The following is a 15,818-nucleotide window of genomic DNA, read 5'->3' on the forward strand; positions in this document are numbered from 1 at the left end:
GTATGGTCAGGGTAATTGCGGGATATACACCACGCTGCCACCTTCGCGTTTGTGCAACAACCGGTCGCCATTGTCCGGCTGGCTGGTGAGGGTCTGGTGATCCATGCTCAAGTAGCCAAGGGGCAGGGGATCGCCACTGCGGTACTGGGCAAAAATCAGCGTACGTTGCGGGTTGAAATGCTGGCCGCTGGTTTTGTCCAGCCAGGCCATTAACCCGGCACTGTCGCCATCGCGAGGGTAATCCTGGCTCTGGTCGATATAGAAGAACGGCTCGCCTTCATTCTGCACATACATGGGCAGTTTGTTGTCGACATCAATCATCACCATGCGCCACTGATCCCAGGGCGCCTGCTGGCTGGCCCGCGCTTTCACATCCTGGCCAAACTGGATAACCCCGCCGCCGCCGTTGGACCACGGATAGAACACCCCCAGCACCAACAGCAGTAACGTCGCACTCATGCCGAAACCGATGTTCCAGCGGCGCGGGTTGGTTTTGCCTTGCGCCATGCGCCGGGTCACCCACCAGGCCGCCAGCAGCTGGGCCAACGGCACCAGCGGCAACACGTAATAACTGCGCCGGCTGCCGCTGGCGGTGAAAAATACAAACAGCAAACCCAGCCCCCACACCAGCCACCGCGTATTGGGCTCGATATGCCGCCATTGACGTACGGCCACCCACAGCCCGATCATCCAGAATGGTGCCCAGGGCAGGGTGTAGGCCGGCAAGTAGATCAGGTAGGTGTAGATCGGCCCCATATGGTCAAAGGGGTTGAAGAACCGCACCACGTTTTCACGTAGCACCAGTTCCAGCCCGCTTTCGCCATAGGTGGGCGCGCCATACAGGTGGGACAGCACGAAGGGCAGCATATATACGGCCCCGGCAACCACCAGGGCGAGGAGCAAACGCAGGTTCAGATGACGCTTCCAGCGTTGTTCACTTAGCAGATGAGGCAACAGCACCAGCCCTGGCAGGATAAAACCGATCAGCCCCTTGAGCAGCGAGGTCAGGGACAGCAACAGGAAAAACACACAGTACCGGCTCAGACGGGTGTCATCGGGGCCGCGCCAGTACCACCAGACTGCCGCCAGCAAGCCGAACACCGTAAGGATGTCCGCCGTGGCCACCCGCGCCCAGAATACAAAGTAGAAGGTCGTGGCCAGCATCCAGCCAGCGATCAGCCCGGTGCCCTTGCGAAACAACTGCTCGCCGAGCAGGTACACCAGCCACACGCTTAGCCAGGCGGCAATAACGGATGACAGGCGCAAGGACCAGTTGCCCAGGCCACCCATCAAGCTTGCGGTTGCCGTGATCAGCCAGTACGAGGGCAGGGGCTTGTCGTAGTAGGGCGAGCCTTTCAGATAAGGATCCAGGTAATCACCGCTCTGCAGCATCTGCAGGGCGATATTGGCCCAGCGGGTTTCCGGGCCCCAGAGCTCCCGTGAACCCAGGCCCAGCAACAAGAGCAGGGCAGATACGGCCAACAACACCAGCAAGCCTTTTTGCTCGCTGTTCCAGCGTTTGATCAGAGTCATACAGGCTGAACCTTGGGAAAGATGAAAATCGCGAGATCACCGCGTTCGTAGCGCTTGCCACCCAGCGGCAGCAGCTCGACTTCGTGGGTTTCCAGTGCCGAATGAGCGCGCATGACCACGCCGACCGAGCCGCGTAAACGTGCCTCCTTCATCCAGCGATCGATGCTATCCATATCAACCTGACGCCCGGCTGAATCGGCATAATCCAAACCATATTTAAGCTCTCCGGTGCTGTTATAGAGCGTGATATCAGGCCGACCCAGGCGCCAGGACAGGGCCGATGCCGCGCCCAGGTCATTGCTGAGCAGCGTGCGGGCCTGACTCAGTTCCTGTACATGCTCGGCAATAAACTGATCGGGCATTTTGCTGTTGATGATCACTCCCGGCATCGCAGCGGGCAACAGCGCCACCAGCACACCCATGCCCATCGCAGGTGCTGCCCACAGCAGCAGCGGGCGTAGGGCTTGCAGGGCGTTGCTAAGCAGCCAGCCCAGCAACACGATATAGGCCAGAGACAGGCTGAACACCTCGGTGTTCTCATACACCGGGCGACTGAATTGCAGGTAAGCCAGTCCAACCAGGCCGGCAACCGCCAATAGCACATTCAACAGGCCGTTGATACGCAGGGTGCGGCCCTTTGCCTGTTCAATCCATGAAACCACGGCTCGGCCCATCAGCAGCGCCAAAGGCAGCAGGCACGGCATGATGTAGGTGGGCAGCTTGCCCTTGCTCATGCTGAAGATGGCCAGTGGCAGCAGCATCCACAACAGCAGAAAGCCGATCGCAGGTTGGCGCTTGTGTTTCCAGGCATCCATCAGGGTTTTCGGCAGCAAGGCCGCCCAGGGCAGGCTGGCGGCCAACAGGATCGGCAGGTAGAACCACCAGGGTTGGGTATGTTGTGCATCGGCCGCGCTGAAACGGCGTACGTGTTCGTTCCAGAAAAAAAACTGCCAGAAGTCCGGTTCCTGATGGTGGATCGCCAGCGCCCACGGCAGGCAGACAGCCACTGCGACAAGGATCGCCAACGGGCCATGGCTCAGCACTTCCTTGACGCGCCGCTGCCACAAGGCATAGGGAGCGGCGATCAACACGGGCAGTAACCAGGCCAGAAACCCCTTGGTCATAAAGCCCATGCCGCAGGCCACGCCCAGCACGGCCCAGGCACCGATGCGCGCGCGGCGGGTGGTGCTGTCAAAGGCATACCAGAGTGCTACCAGACTGAGGTTGACCCAGAAGGTGAACTGCGGGTCGAGGTTGGCATAGCCGGCTTGCCCGGCCACCAGTCCAAAACTCATATACAGCAGTGCGCTGGCAAAACGCTTGCGCGGGTCATGCCACAGGCGCCCGGCAATCAGCCATGCCAGCCAGACACTCAGCCCGGTACTCAGTGCCGAGGCGATCCGCACACCAAACAGGTTGTCACCGAATACAGCTTGCCCGATAGCGATCATCCAGTAACCGGCAACCGGCTTCTCGAAATAGCGCAAGCCCATAAAGTGTGGGGCTACCCAGTTGCCGCTATGGAGCATTTCCTGGCTGATCTGGGCATAGCGGGTTTCGTCAGGTATCCATAAGCCGTGGCTCATCAGCGGCAAAAGATAAAATACGACAAAAGCCAGGATCAAACCGGGTATTGCCCAGCGCTCAACACCTCGAGTGCGGGTATTGCAAGGTACAACGCCAGCCATGCTTTCCATCTGCGCGCCTGTTATCGACGTAAGTTATGGCCAGCACGTTAATCGGGAGGAAGTGGCGGAGAGGTGAAGCCTATGTGAAAAAAATGCGCGTCAAGCAGGGGTTACCCGATACACGCAACGGCGACTGCCTGTGATCATGTGTTCTGTTCGCTCAACCTGCCCCGAGTCCCCGATGGCCGCCTGAAACACTTGCAACTCTGCCCGGCAAAAGCCCTGGCATTGCTGCGCTGCAACACAGATCGGGCAGTGATTTTCGATGATCAGCCAGTTCTCGCCTTCAGCTTCCATGCTCGCCATATACCCGGCGCTGTCGCGTATGGCCACCAGCACCTGAACTTTCTCTTGCAGGTTTCGCCCTTGCTCACAGGCTGCAACGTATTCGCGGGTATTGGCCAGTTCCATGCTCTCGACCACTTTGTCGATCCCTTCATTGCCGTAGATCAGCTTGATTGAATCAATCAACTGCGCCGTGAGCTGCGCATGGGTATTGGGGAATCTGGCTTGAGCGGTATCGGTCAATACCCATTTTTGCGAAGGGCGCCCGGCCCCAACCGGCGGCATCAGGCAGCCAACGATCATGGCGCCGTCTACCAGCTTCTGAATCTGCTGGCGCGCAGCTTCCGGGGTGATATCGAGCATTGCCCCAAGATCCGCGGTTTTCAATGGCCCACGGGTTTTAAGCAGAAACAGGATCCGCTCGGCAGTGGCCCCGGTGTTGCGTGCAATATCAGGAGAGTCGGTCACGGGCATCGTACAAAGTCATCAGGGTAATGAGGTTTATGGGGGGATCATACCGCTTGGAGGATAAATAATTACCAAAGCATTTGCTTTTATAATAGGCTGATTGCATCGAAATGGAACTCAAGGAAGGGAAATGACAACGGCATCGGGATGGTCGGCATTGCTATGGGGCCGCAACGGGCTGCGATCGGTGGCACTGGCAGGCGGAGTGGCGTTGCATGCCATCAACGTGTATCTGGTGACAACCATTTTGCCCTCGGTGGTCAAGGATATCGGCGGGCTGGATTACTACGCCTGGAACACCACACTGTTTGTGGTGGCCTCGATCATTGGCTCGGTAGTATCGGCCAAATGCCTGTCGGCCCTTGGCCCCAGGCTCGCGTATAGCCTCGCCGGGCTGGTCTTTGCGCTGGGTTGCGGGGTGTGCAGCAGCGCCCCTGACATGGCCGTGCTGGTGTTGGGGCGCACCATTCAAGGCCTTGGCGGCGGACTGTTGTTTGCCCTGCCATATTCAATGATCCGACTGGTGTTCAACCAAACCCTGTGGCCAAGGGCGATGGCCCTGATTTCAGGAATGTGGGGCGCCGCGACCTTGATTGGCCCGGCCGTTGGCGGGGTGTTTGCGCAGTACGATGCCTGGCGTGCAGCATTCTGGGCGCTGATCCCGGTAACCCTGCTGTTTATGCTACTGGCCTGGGCCATGCTGCCCGGGAAAAGAGTCGAGGCATCACCTCGTCTGGTCTTGCCCTGGCTGCAACTGTTGCTGTTGACTGGCGTGGTGATGGCGATTGCCCTGGGCAGCATCAAGCCATCGCCGCTGTATAACGCGCTTGGGCTGGTGATCGGGCTGGTACTGCTGTATGCCGTGTACCGTGTTGAAAGCAGCGACAGGCACCGCATGTTGCCCAAGCACAGCCTGAGCCCTGGCAGTGCGCTGTTGCCGATCTATCTGTCGATGAGCCTGATGGTCATTGGCATGACCAGCGAAGTGTTTGTACCGTACTTCTTGCAGGTTTTGCATCTGCAAACCCCGCTGGTGGCGGGCTATATTGCAGCGCTGATGGCGGCCGGCTGGACCCTTGGCGCCTTTTACAGCAGCGGCCTGGCGCTGGCATCTGCCAACCGGGCAATCTGCTGCGGCCCCGTATTTGTGGTGTCGGGGCTGGCACTGGCGGCTGTCTGTGTGCCGCAAAGCGGCAGTTCATTGATCAGCCTGACCGGCGTTTCCCTGGCAATGATCGGCGTCGGTACAGGGATCGGGCTGGCGTGGCCGCATCTGCTTACCCGAGTACTGGCCAATGTGCCTGACAGCGAAAAGGACATTGCCGGTGCGTCCATTACCACCGTGCAACTGATTGCCACGGCGATTGGCGCGGCACTGGCGGGGATGATTGCGAATATGGCCGGTTTATCCGCTACGGGTGGCGTGGAGGGTGCCGCCAATGCTGCCGCCTGGCTCTTTGGCCTGTATGCCGTGTTGTCTGCGTTGCTGTTTATAACGGTGCGACAGGTGATTGCCCATAGTGCAAAGCGCTGAATCCGCCAGAAATCATGCCTGTGTCGATTTGTCGCAGGCGTTGCTGCATCCCCCGGTTTTACAGGCTGCTGGCGCTGTAGTGCACCATTGAGGGGCGTGACTGCCGTGCGACAGCCTAGCGACAGTGGTAAATTCTGCGCCCATGCAACACGTCTACCCCACAGCAATCGTGCGCGCCAAGCCGGTCACTCCTGGCATCGGGCAGCGTACACACCTGCCTGATAATACGCAGGTTAAAGGCCTTTTCCGTTGGAAAAGGCCGCTTAAAGGAACCTGACATGAATGATTTACTGACTCGCCGCCGCGTAGTCACCGGTCTTGGCTTGCTCAGCCTGGGCTTGATCGCAGGTTGCGACCCTGGCAGCGGTTTGTCATACAAGTACGGCAAAGACCTCAGCAATGAAATCCTCGGGCGCAAGTTCAAGCTCAGGGATGCTCAAGGCAACGAGATGATGCTGGGCAGTTTTCGCGGGATGATGCCGATGATTTTCTTCGGCTTTACCCAGTGCCCGGCCGTGTGCCCGACCGCGCTGGCCCGTGCCGCCCAGGCGAAGAAAATGATGGGCCCCGACGGCGACCGCTTGCAGGTGGTGTTTATCACCCTGGACCCGGAGCGCGACAAGCCGGCGATGCTTGATGCCTATGTAAAAGCCTTTGACCCGAGCTTTATTGCCTTGTCCGGCACACTTGAAGAAACCGCGGCTACGGCCAAGGAATTCAAGGTGTTTTACGAGAAGATCCCTACCGGTGATTCTTACACCCTGTCTCACACCGCAACCAGTTTCGTTTTCGATTCCCGTGGTGTGTTGCGTCTTGGCCTGTCGCCTTCACTGTCAGCCAAGCAGTGTGCCGAAGACCTGCTCACCGTGATGTCAGTCTGCTAATCCTGTGCACTTTGGAATGAGCCAACCCTATGAAGCCTGTTAAGTATCTACTGTTGTCACTGCTGGGCATGAGCCTGCACGTTTCTGCGCAAACCGTTGTTGATGATGCCTGGGTACGCGCCACCGTGGCCGGTCAGCCTTCGACCGGTGCCTTTATGCACATTACTTCGAGCACCGACAGCAAGCTGGTTGAAGTCCGTTCTGCGGTAGCCAAGACCGTACAGATCCACGAATCGAAGATGCAAAACGACGTGATGAGCATGCAGCCAGTGACATCGGTAGCGCTACCGGCGGGCAAGAGCGTGGCCATCGAACCTGAGGGCTACCATGTGATGCTGATTGACCTGGTCAATCAGGTCAAAGCCGGTGACCAGGTACCTTTGACCCTTATTGTTGAAGACAGCAAAGGGGTCAAGGAACAGATTGAGGTGAAGGCCGAGGCGCGTGCACTTAATAGCATGCCGATGCACCACGATCATGGTTCGATGCACTGATTCGCAGTTAAACGCCGTAGCAGCAGCCTCGTTCCTTCGGCAGCTGCTACGGTTGGTTTACCTAAAACCTGCCCGTCAGCGGGTATTCGACCGCCAGGCGTATCTGGTCCGCATCCAGTTCGGCCTGTGCGGTATTGCCGCGATGGACATTATGTCGCAATGACATGATGGTGCCCTTGGCTGCACCGCTCTGCACCACATAGCGCGCTTCGAGATCCCGTTCCCAGTGCTTCCCGCCTTTGCCATAGCCCAGGTACGCATAGCCGCCCCGCGGATCTACATGGCTGCCGTCAATCTGGCTACCTCGCACATACGCTGCGCTGAACACCAGCCCCGGCATACCCCAGGGTGTCATCGCCAGGTCGTAACGCGCTTGCCATGATTGTTCGTTGGGTGCGTTGAAGTCAGATAACTGGACCGCATTGGTCAGGAAAATCGCGCCCCGTGTCACATAATCAAATGGCGTGTTGCCATGCACTTTCTGATAGCCCACGCTGAAACTGTGCGGGCCCTGGGCATAGGTGCTCAGCAAACTCCAGGTGGTGTTATCGATATTGCCCGACAGCGCCTTGCCTTCATCGGTCGTGCGGTACAGGTTGAGGTTCAGCGACAGCGAGCGGTTTTCATCCAGCGCGTGGCTGAAGACGGCGCCCAGGTAATGCTGGTTCCAGGTGTCTTCGTAGCGCGAGGTATAAAGGCTGGCGCTGAGGTTTTTGCTCGGGGTATACACCAGCCCGGCCAGGTCGAATGCATTGCCTTTGGGGCCATTGGAATAATTGACCACAAAGCCCTGATTGTGGCTGCTGGCATTGCGGTCGGTGCTTTCGGTGAAATGCCCACCGACCATTTTAAGGGCATTGAACTCGTTGCTGGTGAGGAACACCCCCGTGGCCGTTTCCGGCAGCAAGCGGCTGTCGGATGAGCTGAACACCGGGGTCTTGACCCGCTGCTCGCCCCAGGACAGCACCGTGTTTGACATACGCAGCTTGAGCGCCACGCCACCCCGGCCGTAGTTGTCCTTGGGGTAGCCGTCGTTGTCCAGCCCAAGCAGGCGGGCCTTGCCGGCGCGACCGCCGCCACTGTCCAGCTTGAGGCCCATATAGGCGTGGGCATCCACCCCGACACCGATCAGGCCCTGGGTAAAGCCTGATTGCAAGGTGCCCATCAAGCCGTAGGCCCACTCTTCGGCATAGCCATTGCGATCGGAGCGCGATTTATAGGCATTGCGTGCGCCGCTGTTGCTGGCTCCGTGGCGATACTCACGGCTGTCGTAGACCGTACGGTTGACCACACTCCAGGTGCTGTCTTCAATAAAGCCCTTGGCTTGCTCCTGGGCCGACTCCGCCACGGCCAGGGGGCTGGCGAGGGCGATCAGGATCGCGGAGCGCGTACCCACGGCACTCATTTCGCCACCTGCTGCTGTTGCAGTGCAGCAGTCAAACGGTCCAGTGCGCGTTTGGGTAACGTGGCGGGCAGCACCGGGGGCTCGGCAGAAGGTTCGCCCACCTGAATCAGCATGACCATGCCCATGGCCAGGTGCGGGGTGCATTGAATGCCGTAGAGGCCGGGCACGCTGAAGGTTTGCTCTACCTCCTGGTTGATCTTGCCCTTGAACGGTTGCGCACCTTCAGGCAGCAGTCCGGGCAGTGTGGCCGCATTGTGGCCGCTTTGTGTGGGGATGAACCTGACCGTGTCGCCGGGGGCGATCTGCAGGTAATCCGGTTCATAGACCATACCGGCCGTGGCACTGCGGGTGAGCATTTTCACTTCGTGGGTTTGTGCCAGTGCCGAAGTACAGAGCAGGGCAGTGGTCAGCAGCAGGGTCAGGGATGAAATACGCATGGGTGGCTCTCTTAAATAGTATTCAAACGCACATACGCAGGATCTGCGCGCCGTCAAAAGGGTCAGTCAGGTAATGCGCCTGTACCCCGAATGTGCTCTGCAGCCGTTGCGGGGTCAGGACTTCAAGGGGTTTACCAAGCGCCATCAAGCGGCCACGTTCAAGAATCGCCAGGCGATCACAGCTCAGGGCCTGATTGAGGTCGTGCATGGCGATCAGGGTGGTCACGGGCAGGGCATGTATGGTTTTTAATATGGCCAGCTGATGCTGGATATCCAGATGATTGGCGGGCTCATCCAGCAACAGGATTTGCGGGCGCTGGGCCAGGGCCCGGGCGATATGCACGCGTTGTCGCTCACCACCCGAGAGCCCGCGCCAGGTACGGTTGCGCAGATGCGTAGCATCCACATCGGCCAGTGCCTGCTCGACAATGGCCGTGTCCCCGGCTGACCACGGGCTTAGCGCCGACAGCCAGGGTGTACGGCCCAGCGCGACGGCATCAAAAACGCCAATGCTGTCGTGGGTGTCGGCATGCTGCTCGACCACCGCCAGGGTTTGCGCAATGTTGCGCTGGCTCATTTTGCGCAGCGCTTGCCCGTGCAGTAAAATCTGGCCCTGGCCGGGCACCCGCAGGTTGGCCAGCAGCTTGAGCAATGTGGACTTGCCGGAGCCGTTGGGCCCGACTATCCCCAGGGTTTCGCCGCGCTGCACACTGAGGGTGATGCCCTGCAACAGCTGGGTATCACCCACGCGGTAACTCAGGTTGCTACAACTCAGTACCGTCATCGTGCATGTCTCCGGCCGATCAGGATCAGCGCAAATACGGGCGCGCCCACCAGGGCAGTGACCACGCCGACGGGAATCACCTGGCCTTTTATCAAGGTGCGTGACAGCACATCGGCGGCAATCAGGAACAAGGCCCCGCCCAGGGCGCTGACGGGCAGCAGGCGGCCATGCCCGGTACCGGCCAGCAAGCGCACGGCGTGGGGAATGACCAGCCCGACAAAACCGATGGAGCCTACAATCGACACCATCACCGCCGTCACCAGCGCCGTACAACTGATCAGCAATAGCTGCACCCGGCGCACCGGGATACCCAATGAGGCCGCAGAGTCAGCACCAAAGGTGAACGCATCCAGCGCCCGTCGATGCCACAGGCACACCGCCAGCCCCAGCACCGCAACAGGCACTGCCAGCCATACCGAAGGCCAGCGCACGCCACTGAGGTTGCCCAGCAACCAGAACATGATCCCGCGAGCCTGCTCGGAACTGGCCGATTTGGTGATCAGGAAGGCAGTGATTGCGTTGAACAACTGAGAACCGGCAATGCCTGCCAGGATGATCCGGGCACTTACACCGGAGGGCCCGCTGGCCCGTGCCAGCAGAATAACCAGGGCAAAGGCGCAAATCGCCCCGGCAAAGGCCCCGGCCGACAGTGAAATGGCCCCGGCGCCCAGGCCAAGCACCGCGACCACAACGGCACCTGTGGACGCCCCGGCAGAAATGCCCAGCAGGTAGGGGTCGGCCAGCGGGTTGCGCAGCAAGGACTGCAATACCACGCCGCAGATGGCCAGCCCCGCACCGCAGGCCGCGGCCACCAGAGCTCGGGTCAGGCGATAGTTCCAGACAATGCCTTCGTCGATCGGGTCCAGTGCATGCCCGGCGCCCCACAGTTTGTTGGCCAGTACCTGCAGCACCACATCGGGTGCGATCGGAGTTTCACCGATAGCGACCCCGGCGAGTACAGCCAGCAGCAGTGCTGTACAGGCGGCGAAGGCAGTGATCAACCGTGCAGTCATTTAGGCAGGTCGTGGCGGCTGATCGCAGTTGCGAGTGTTTCGATGCCGTCGAACAGGCGCAGGCTGGCCTGCATCCCGTGGGCATCGAGGACAATGATGCGGTTGTTTTTCACGGCATCCATATTGCGGGTTACCGGGTCGGTACGCAGGAATTCAAGTTTTTTCTCGACGTCATCCGCCGGGAAGCGTCGGCGATCCATGCGCGCGATGACCAAAAATGTCGGGTTGGCCTTGGCCAGGGTTTCCCAGCCGACAGTTGGCCATTCTTCATCGGACTCCACCACATTGCGCACGCCCAGGGTGTTGAGCATAAAGTCGGGGATACCCTTGCGCCCGGCAACATATGGGTCGATATCCATGTCCGCACTGGAGAACCAGAACAGCGCACTGGTGGCGCTCAGGTCCTTGCCCTTGAGCGAGGCAATGGATTTTTCCAGGCTCGCCTTGAGCTGGTTGTTCAGTTGTTCACCGCGCGCCTGCACATCGAAGATCTCTGCCAGCTGGCTGATGCTCTTGTAGACAGTGTCGATACTGAATGGCTGCATGCGCGTGCCGTCGGCGCCAACCAGGTTGTCTTTGCCCTCGCAGTCAGAAGGCATCAGGTAAGTCGGTATCTTCAGTTCGTGAAACTGCTCGCGGGTGCCCACCACACCCTGCGGCCCCACCATCCACTCCAGCTGCACGACCACCAGCTCCGGGCGTTTCCCAATGACGGCTTCAAAGCTCGGGTCATTGTCGGCCAGGCGCTCAACCTTGTCGTTCTGTGCCTTGTATTGCACGGGGACATCGTTGAACCACAAAGAAGTACCCACCAGCCTGTCACCAAGGCCCAGGGCATAGAGCATTTCGGTGCCGGCCTGGCCAATGGTTACCGCGCTTTTGGGGGCATGCTCAAACGTCAGCGGGGTGGCGCAGTTCTGCAGGGTCAGGGGGTATTGCGTGGGGGTCGCATGGGCCAGGGCCGGCAAGGCCAGCGTGACCATGAGCGTAACAACGCGGTGCAACAGCATGATGCAATCTCCATTTGATCGTACACGGGGCACAGGTGCACGGACGGGAATGCATCATCGGGTACTGCTGCAGCAACAGTACAAAGCAGGATGCCTCCCCGGACACCCCGCCGGTTAGTGTGTGGACTTTGCCGGCAGGTCTCCTGACTGATGGGTCATCGCTTGCTCCAGCCTTCCCGGGGGGTATCCCAGTGGCAATCTTGGAGCAGGCTCGTCATCTACAGTTGCGGGGGCAGTTCCGTTGGGTGCTGTAAAAGCACTGCGGATTCCCTTTTAACCCCCCGCTAGGGGGGACCGGCGGCGAGATGATAATCGATCCTGTTGGGCAAAGGGGGGCGCCGTCAGAATCAGAAATACTTGAGCCAGGTGATATCCCGCCGGCGGGCTTTCAAGCTGGCGAACCAGCGCACCGGCAAATACAACGAAATGGCCAGCAGCACGGCCGTTAACCACACCGCCCCGATACTGTCGAAACCGAAATAGTTGCCCTGATTCAAGCCAAACAGGGCAACACTGGCCAGGTACAGCACTTTGAGTGCATACAGATGCAACAGATAGAAAAACATCGGGGCTGCGCCAAACACGGCCAGGGTGCTGATCCACTTGCGCTGTTGTGCCCGCTCAAACGTCAGCAACAGCAACAGGCCCACACCCAGGGTCAAGGCGAGAAACAACAGCGAAGGCGGGTATTTAGTGATATTGAAAAAACTCATCACGCTGTGCATGGCGGAGTCATGGCTTGCCCAGGGGGCTTCGCCATAGCCATTGAACAAACGCAGCAGCATAAAGCCGAGCAGGGCGCCACTGCCCGCCAGCAACAGATAGCGCTGGCGCAGGGCTGGCGGGGTGGAGCGGGTGAACCAGGGGCCCAGGCAATAACCCAGAGCAATCACGCCGATCCACGGCAACACCGGATAGGACGTGCGCATGCGTAAGCTGTCGCCCACTTCAATCCAGCCGCGATCATGCAAAATCGCCCAGGGCACATGCATCATCGACCCCGCCGCAAAATGCAGGTTATCCAGCAGATTGTGCCCGGCGATGATTCCCAGGCCAAGTATCAGCAAAACCGGGCGTGGCAGCCACACCAGGGCGGCAAGGGCGATCATGCTGACGCCAATGGCCCAGATGACCTGCATGTAGATCACCGACGGCGGCAACTGGAAAGTCCAGGCGAAGTTGACCAGAGTGAACTCCAGCAGCACCAGAAACAGCCCGCGCTTGAACAGGAACGCCGAAACATCGCGTTTGCCCTGATACTTTTCGCCATACAGATACGCCGACAGGCCGGTCAGCAAGACAAATACCGGCGCACACAGATGGGCCAGGGTACGGCTGAAGAACAGTGCAGGGTCGGTGATCTCGATATTCATCGGGTCGGCTACTTGCCGGTGCAGGAAGAATGTCTCGCGCACGTGGTCCAGCAGCATAAAGAGGATAACCAGGCCCCGCAGGGCATCGATGGACAGCAGGCGCTGATTCAAGGGGGGAGTAGGGAGGGTCATTGAAGGGTCGCTGGCAAGGGAATGTTATAAAGTACTGATACTGTATAACATTCCCTGTTTCGCTGTCACCCCTTTGAGAAACACTCTCAAAGCTGGATATGTCTAGCGCAGCACTTTCACCCAGGCCATCAGCAATGCCGAAGACAGCACCCCGGCCGTCATAAAGATATACGCCGCCCCCGGATTGCCGGTAAGGCCGATCAGGTAGCCCACGATCCAGGAGCCGACAAAGGCCCCCAGAGCGCCACAGGCATTGATCAGGCCAATGGCTCCGCCGAACACGTTCGAAGGAATAATCTCCGGTATCAGTGCGAAAAAAGGCCCATAAGGTGCGTAAAGTGCAGCACCGGCAATAGTCAGCAAAGCAAACGACAACCAGAAATGTGAAGACCCGAGCAGGAACGAGCAGAAGAAGGCCAGCGCCCCCAAGGCCAGCAGCGGCCAGATGAAGGGTTTGCGCTGCTGGGTTTTGTCCGAAGCCCAGGACACAGCCAGCATCGTCGCTACCGCTGCGACATAAGGAACTGCGCTTAGCCAGCCAACTGTCACGATGTCCGCCGCCGCTGCCTGTTTGATAATGCTCGGCAGCCACATGATAAAACCGTACACGCCAATGCTCCACAGCGCATGCACACAGCACAACTGGATCACCACAGGGCTGGTAAACGCCTGACGGTAATTGCGCACTTGTTGCATGCCTTTCTGTTCATCAGCCAGGGTCGCCGCCAGTCGGGCTTTTTCCTGTGGCGTCAACCAGTTCACCTGTTCAGGCCTGTCTCGCGCCATGCGCCACCAGACGAAGGCCCAGAGCACCGCTGGCGCGCCTTCAATGATGAACATTTCGCGCCAGCCCCAGGCCTGGATCAGGTAGCCGGACAGTACCGACATCCACAATACGGTCACCGGGTTGCCCAGCACCAGGAAGGTATTGGCCCGCGAGCGCTCTTTGCGGGTGAACCAGTTGCTGATGAAAATCAGCATGGCCGGCATCACGGCCGCTTCGACAATGCCCAGGGAAACCCGAATAAACATCAGCATCGGGATATTGGTCACCAACCCCGTGGCCATGGCGCAAAAGCCCCACAGGATCAGGCTCCAGAACACCAGTTTGCGCACGTTGTACTTCTGCGCGTAGATCGCCCCGGTACCTGGAAGAAAAAGTAACCGAGAAAAAACAGCGCACCGATCAGCGAGGACATGCCCTTGGTGATGCCCAGGTCCTGCTCGATGCCCGCCGCACTGGCAAAGCCGTAGTTGGCCCGGTCCAGGTAGGCCAGGCTGTAAGTAATGAATATCAGCGGGATCAGATACAGCCAGCGTTTGGTCGCGAAGCCCTGGGTCTTGACCTGCGCACTGCCGATCTCGCTCAAGGGCAGTGCTGGTTCTTTAAGCGTGCTCATGGGGTGTTCCTTGTTATTGTTTTTCAGGTGCGGGTCAAACAACGCTGGTCAGGCCCCCGTCCACAAACAGGGTTTGCCCGTTGATAAAGTCCGAAGCCGGCGAAGCCAGGAACACCGCGGCTCCGCACAGCTCATCAACCCGGCCCCAGCGGCCAGCCGGGGTGCGCTTGCACAGCCACTCGGAAAACTCCTGGTTATCGACCAGGGCGCGATTCATTTCGGTGGCAAAATAGCCCGGGGCCAGGCCATTGGCCTGGATGCCATGCCGTGCCCACTCGGCGCACATGCCTTTGGTGAGCATCTTCACTGCGCCTTTGGAGGCGGCATAAGGGGCGATGGTCGGGCGTGCCAGCTGGCTTTGCACCGAGCAGATATTGATGATCTTGCCGCGACCGCGGGCGATCATGTGCCGCGCAACAGCTTGGGAAACATGGAACACACCGTCCAGGTTGGTGCGCATCACGTCGTGCCAGTCGCTGGCGCTGAAGTCCTCCAGTGGCGCACGACGCTGGATGCCGGCGTTGTTGACCAGAATATCGATGGCCCCGACATCGCTCTCAAAGGTGTTGATCGCGGCTAGCAATTGCTCGCGGTCGGTCACATCGAAGGCCACGGATTCAGCCTTCAGCCCTTCGTCGCGCAGTTGAGCGGCCACGGCACGAGATTTATCGATATTGCGAGTGTTGATCACCACCGTTGCGCCAGCTGCGCCCAGGCCGCGGGCCAGTTCAAGCCCGATACCCTGGCCTGATCCGGTGATCAGGGCCCGACGCCCCTCAAGCTTGAAGCTGTTGATATTGAATGACATGCTGTTCTCCACAAATGGCCGTTTATTATTTTCAGCGGCCTTGTGGTTACTTCACCTCAAGCTATAAGTGCAGTCCAATCGTCATTGCTGATCTCGTGATCAATATTCTTGATTAAGATATTGGAACGTACTGCAGTGAGGGCTTGTCCATAAAGCCTGTACTCCCATACGTTGAGGTGAACATGCGCAGCTTGATTTCTGCATCAATAATGGCCGGTCTTTTGTGCGCCATGCCTTACGCAGCACAGGCTGATGACGACAAACCCGGGGACTGCAAGCCGGGGCAGATACTGGCTGAGTCCATGGACCTGAGCAGTTGCTATGGCAACGGCGACAAGGCGCCTGATCAATTCATCCGGGACGCGGAGGCGATCAAGGACTGGCACGCCCGGGGCCTGCCAAAACCTGATGAACATGAACAGTGGGTGCAAATCAGCGGCCACTATGTGCTGGTCAATCGCGTCAATGCGGTAATCAAGGAGATCCGCACCAAAGACGCCAGAGTCCTGAGTAAATAACGGCTGGATCCCGGACCAGTCAGCTCCCACCGATTGCGCTGCTGGCAATCAG

At 59.1% G+C, this 15,818-nt stretch carries 14 protein-coding genes, 1 pseudogene and 1 riboswitch; of the genes and pseudogenes, 4 read left to right on the forward strand and 11 right to left on the reverse strand.

The features are described 5' to 3' along the window. Window positions 1-6 precede the first annotated feature (6 nt). The 3 genes from QN377_RS00230 to QN377_RS00240 all read right to left on the reverse strand — a co-directional run bounded on the left by QN377_RS00230 (window position 7) and on the right by QN377_RS00240 (window position 3,980). Window positions 7-1,533 carry an ArnT family glycosyltransferase gene (locus QN377_RS00230; RefSeq protein ID WP_256938048.1) on the reverse strand — a complete coding sequence of 509 codons (1,527 nt, stop codon included), beginning with the start codon at window positions 1,531-1,533 and terminating at the stop codon, window positions 7-9. Next, entirely contained in the window at window positions 1,530-3,221 is a 1,692-nt protein-coding gene (gene arnT, locus QN377_RS00235; RefSeq protein ID WP_176464309.1) for a lipid IV(A) 4-amino-4-deoxy-L-arabinosyltransferase, read from the reverse strand. The genes QN377_RS00230 and arnT overlap by 4 nt, the downstream gene beginning before the upstream one ends. Window positions 3,222-3,320: 99 nt before the next feature. Then, complete coding sequence (locus tag QN377_RS00240; RefSeq protein ID WP_095019182.1) at window positions 3,321-3,980, reverse strand: helix-turn-helix transcriptional regulator; 660 nt, start codon at window positions 3,978-3,980, stop codon at window positions 3,321-3,323. Between the two features lie 124 nt (window positions 3,981-4,104). On the opposite strand from QN377_RS00240, the gene QN377_RS00245 reads away from it, so the two are divergent. The 3 genes from QN377_RS00245 (at window position 4,105) to QN377_RS00255 (ending at window position 6,886) form a co-directional block, all read left to right on the forward strand. Beyond that, complete coding sequence (locus QN377_RS00245; protein ID WP_322212895.1) at window positions 4,105-5,508, forward strand: MFS transporter; 1,404 nt, start codon at window positions 4,105-4,107, stop codon at window positions 5,506-5,508. A gap of 278 nt (window positions 5,509-5,786) precedes the next feature. Beyond that, on the forward strand, window positions 5,787-6,392 hold the full coding sequence (locus QN377_RS00250; protein ID WP_016780913.1) for an SCO family protein: 606 nt from the start codon (window positions 5,787-5,789) through the stop codon (window positions 6,390-6,392). Between the two features lie 29 nt (window positions 6,393-6,421). Next, entirely contained in the window at window positions 6,422-6,886 is a 465-nt protein-coding gene (locus QN377_RS00255; protein ID WP_095019180.1) for a copper chaperone PCu(A)C, read from the forward strand. A gap of 61 nt (window positions 6,887-6,947) precedes the next feature. On the opposite strand, the gene QN377_RS00260 is transcribed toward QN377_RS00255, so the two are convergent. The 8 genes and pseudogenes from QN377_RS00260 to QN377_RS00295 all read right to left on the reverse strand — a co-directional run bounded on the left by QN377_RS00260 (window position 6,948) and on the right by QN377_RS00295 (window position 15,248). Beyond that, the gene (locus tag QN377_RS00260; RefSeq protein WP_095019179.1) at window positions 6,948-8,291 is read right to left on the reverse strand and encodes an OprD family porin; all 1,344 of its coding nucleotides are present in this window, start codon (window positions 8,289-8,291) and stop codon (window positions 6,948-6,950) included. Further along, window positions 8,288-8,728 (reverse strand): pseudoazurin, encoded by a 441-nt coding sequence (locus tag QN377_RS00265; RefSeq protein WP_095000247.1) that lies wholly within the window; start codon window positions 8,726-8,728, stop codon window positions 8,288-8,290. The genes QN377_RS00260 and QN377_RS00265 overlap by 4 nt, the downstream gene beginning before the upstream one ends. Window positions 8,729-8,750: 22 nt before the next feature. Beyond that, window positions 8,751-9,512 carry an ABC transporter ATP-binding protein gene (locus tag QN377_RS00270; RefSeq protein WP_095019178.1) on the reverse strand — a complete coding sequence of 254 codons (762 nt, stop codon included), beginning with the start codon at window positions 9,510-9,512 and terminating at the stop codon, window positions 8,751-8,753. Continuing rightward, a complete protein-coding gene (locus QN377_RS00275; protein WP_095019177.1) occupies window positions 9,509-10,525 on the reverse strand; it encodes a FecCD family ABC transporter permease in 1,017 nt (338 codons plus the stop codon). Before QN377_RS00275 ends, QN377_RS00270 begins: the two co-directional genes overlap by 4 nt. Beyond that, on the reverse strand, window positions 10,522-11,535 hold the full coding sequence (locus QN377_RS00280; protein ID WP_095000244.1) for an ABC transporter substrate-binding protein: 1,014 nt from the start codon (window positions 11,533-11,535) through the stop codon (window positions 10,522-10,524). Before QN377_RS00280 ends, QN377_RS00275 begins: the two co-directional genes overlap by 4 nt. 115 nt (window positions 11,536-11,650) lie before the next feature. Beyond that, window positions 11,651-11,849, reverse strand: a riboswitch (cobalamin riboswitch). Between the two features lie 33 nt (window positions 11,850-11,882). Beyond that, window positions 11,883-13,040, reverse strand: coding sequence for a DUF1624 domain-containing protein (locus QN377_RS00285; RefSeq protein WP_095019176.1), 1,158 nt, complete (start codon window positions 13,038-13,040; stop codon window positions 11,883-11,885). 102 nt (window positions 13,041-13,142) lie between these two features. Next, window positions 13,143-14,440 (reverse strand): annotated as a pseudogene (locus QN377_RS00290) (MFS transporter). 34 nt (window positions 14,441-14,474) lie between these two features. Beyond that, window positions 14,475-15,248 (reverse strand): SDR family NAD(P)-dependent oxidoreductase, encoded by a 774-nt coding sequence (locus tag QN377_RS00295; RefSeq protein ID WP_095000241.1) that lies wholly within the window; start codon window positions 15,246-15,248, stop codon window positions 14,475-14,477. Window positions 15,249-15,430: 182 nt separating this feature from the next. Here QN377_RS00295 and QN377_RS00300 point away from each other — a divergent pair, with 182 nt between their 5' ends. Beyond that, on the forward strand, window positions 15,431-15,766 hold the full coding sequence (locus QN377_RS00300) for an RcnB family protein (protein ID WP_095000240.1): 336 nt from the start codon (window positions 15,431-15,433) through the stop codon (window positions 15,764-15,766). Window positions 15,767-15,818: the final 52 nt, after the last annotated feature.

This window comes from Pseudomonas sp. CCC4.1 (assembly GCF_035019225.1).
Taxonomy (GTDB): domain Bacteria; phylum Pseudomonadota; class Gammaproteobacteria; order Pseudomonadales; family Pseudomonadaceae; genus Aquipseudomonas; species Aquipseudomonas bubulae.

Excerpts from the sequence above, each read along its gene's own strand:
- QN377_RS00230 (WP_256938048.1), bottom strand. The coding sequence starts at position 1,533 with ATGACTCTGATCAAACGCTGGAACAGCGAGCAAAAAGGCTTGCTGGTG.
- arnT (WP_176464309.1), bottom strand. The coding sequence starts at position 3,221 with ATGGCTGGCGTTGTACCTTGCAATACCCGCACTCGAGGTGTTGAGCGC.
- QN377_RS00240 (WP_095019182.1), bottom strand. The coding sequence starts at position 3,980 with ATGCCCGTGACCGACTCTCCTGATATTGCACGCAACACCGGGGCCACT.
- QN377_RS00245 (WP_322212895.1), top strand. The coding sequence starts at position 4,105 with ATGACAACGGCATCGGGATGGTCGGCATTGCTATGGGGCCGCAACGGG.
- QN377_RS00250 (WP_016780913.1), top strand. The coding sequence starts at position 5,787 with ATGAATGATTTACTGACTCGCCGCCGCGTAGTCACCGGTCTTGGCTTG.
- QN377_RS00255 (WP_095019180.1), top strand. The coding sequence starts at position 6,422 with ATGAAGCCTGTTAAGTATCTACTGTTGTCACTGCTGGGCATGAGCCTG.
- QN377_RS00260 (WP_095019179.1), bottom strand. The coding sequence starts at position 8,291 with ATGAGTGCCGTGGGTACGCGCTCCGCGATCCTGATCGCCCTCGCCAGC.
- QN377_RS00265 (WP_095000247.1), bottom strand. The coding sequence starts at position 8,728 with ATGCGTATTTCATCCCTGACCCTGCTGCTGACCACTGCCCTGCTCTGT.
- QN377_RS00270 (WP_095019178.1), bottom strand. The coding sequence starts at position 9,512 with ATGACGGTACTGAGTTGTAGCAACCTGAGTTACCGCGTGGGTGATACC.
- QN377_RS00275 (WP_095019177.1), bottom strand. The coding sequence starts at position 10,525 with ATGACTGCACGGTTGATCACTGCCTTCGCCGCCTGTACAGCACTGCTG.
- QN377_RS00280 (WP_095000244.1), bottom strand. The coding sequence starts at position 11,535 with ATGCTGTTGCACCGCGTTGTTACGCTCATGGTCACGCTGGCCTTGCCG.
- QN377_RS00285 (WP_095019176.1), bottom strand. The coding sequence starts at position 13,040 with ATGACCCTCCCTACTCCCCCCTTGAATCAGCGCCTGCTGTCCATCGAT.
- QN377_RS00295 (WP_095000241.1), bottom strand. The coding sequence starts at position 15,248 with ATGTCATTCAATATCAACAGCTTCAAGCTTGAGGGGCGTCGGGCCCTG.
- QN377_RS00300 (WP_095000240.1), top strand. The coding sequence starts at position 15,431 with ATGCGCAGCTTGATTTCTGCATCAATAATGGCCGGTCTTTTGTGCGCC.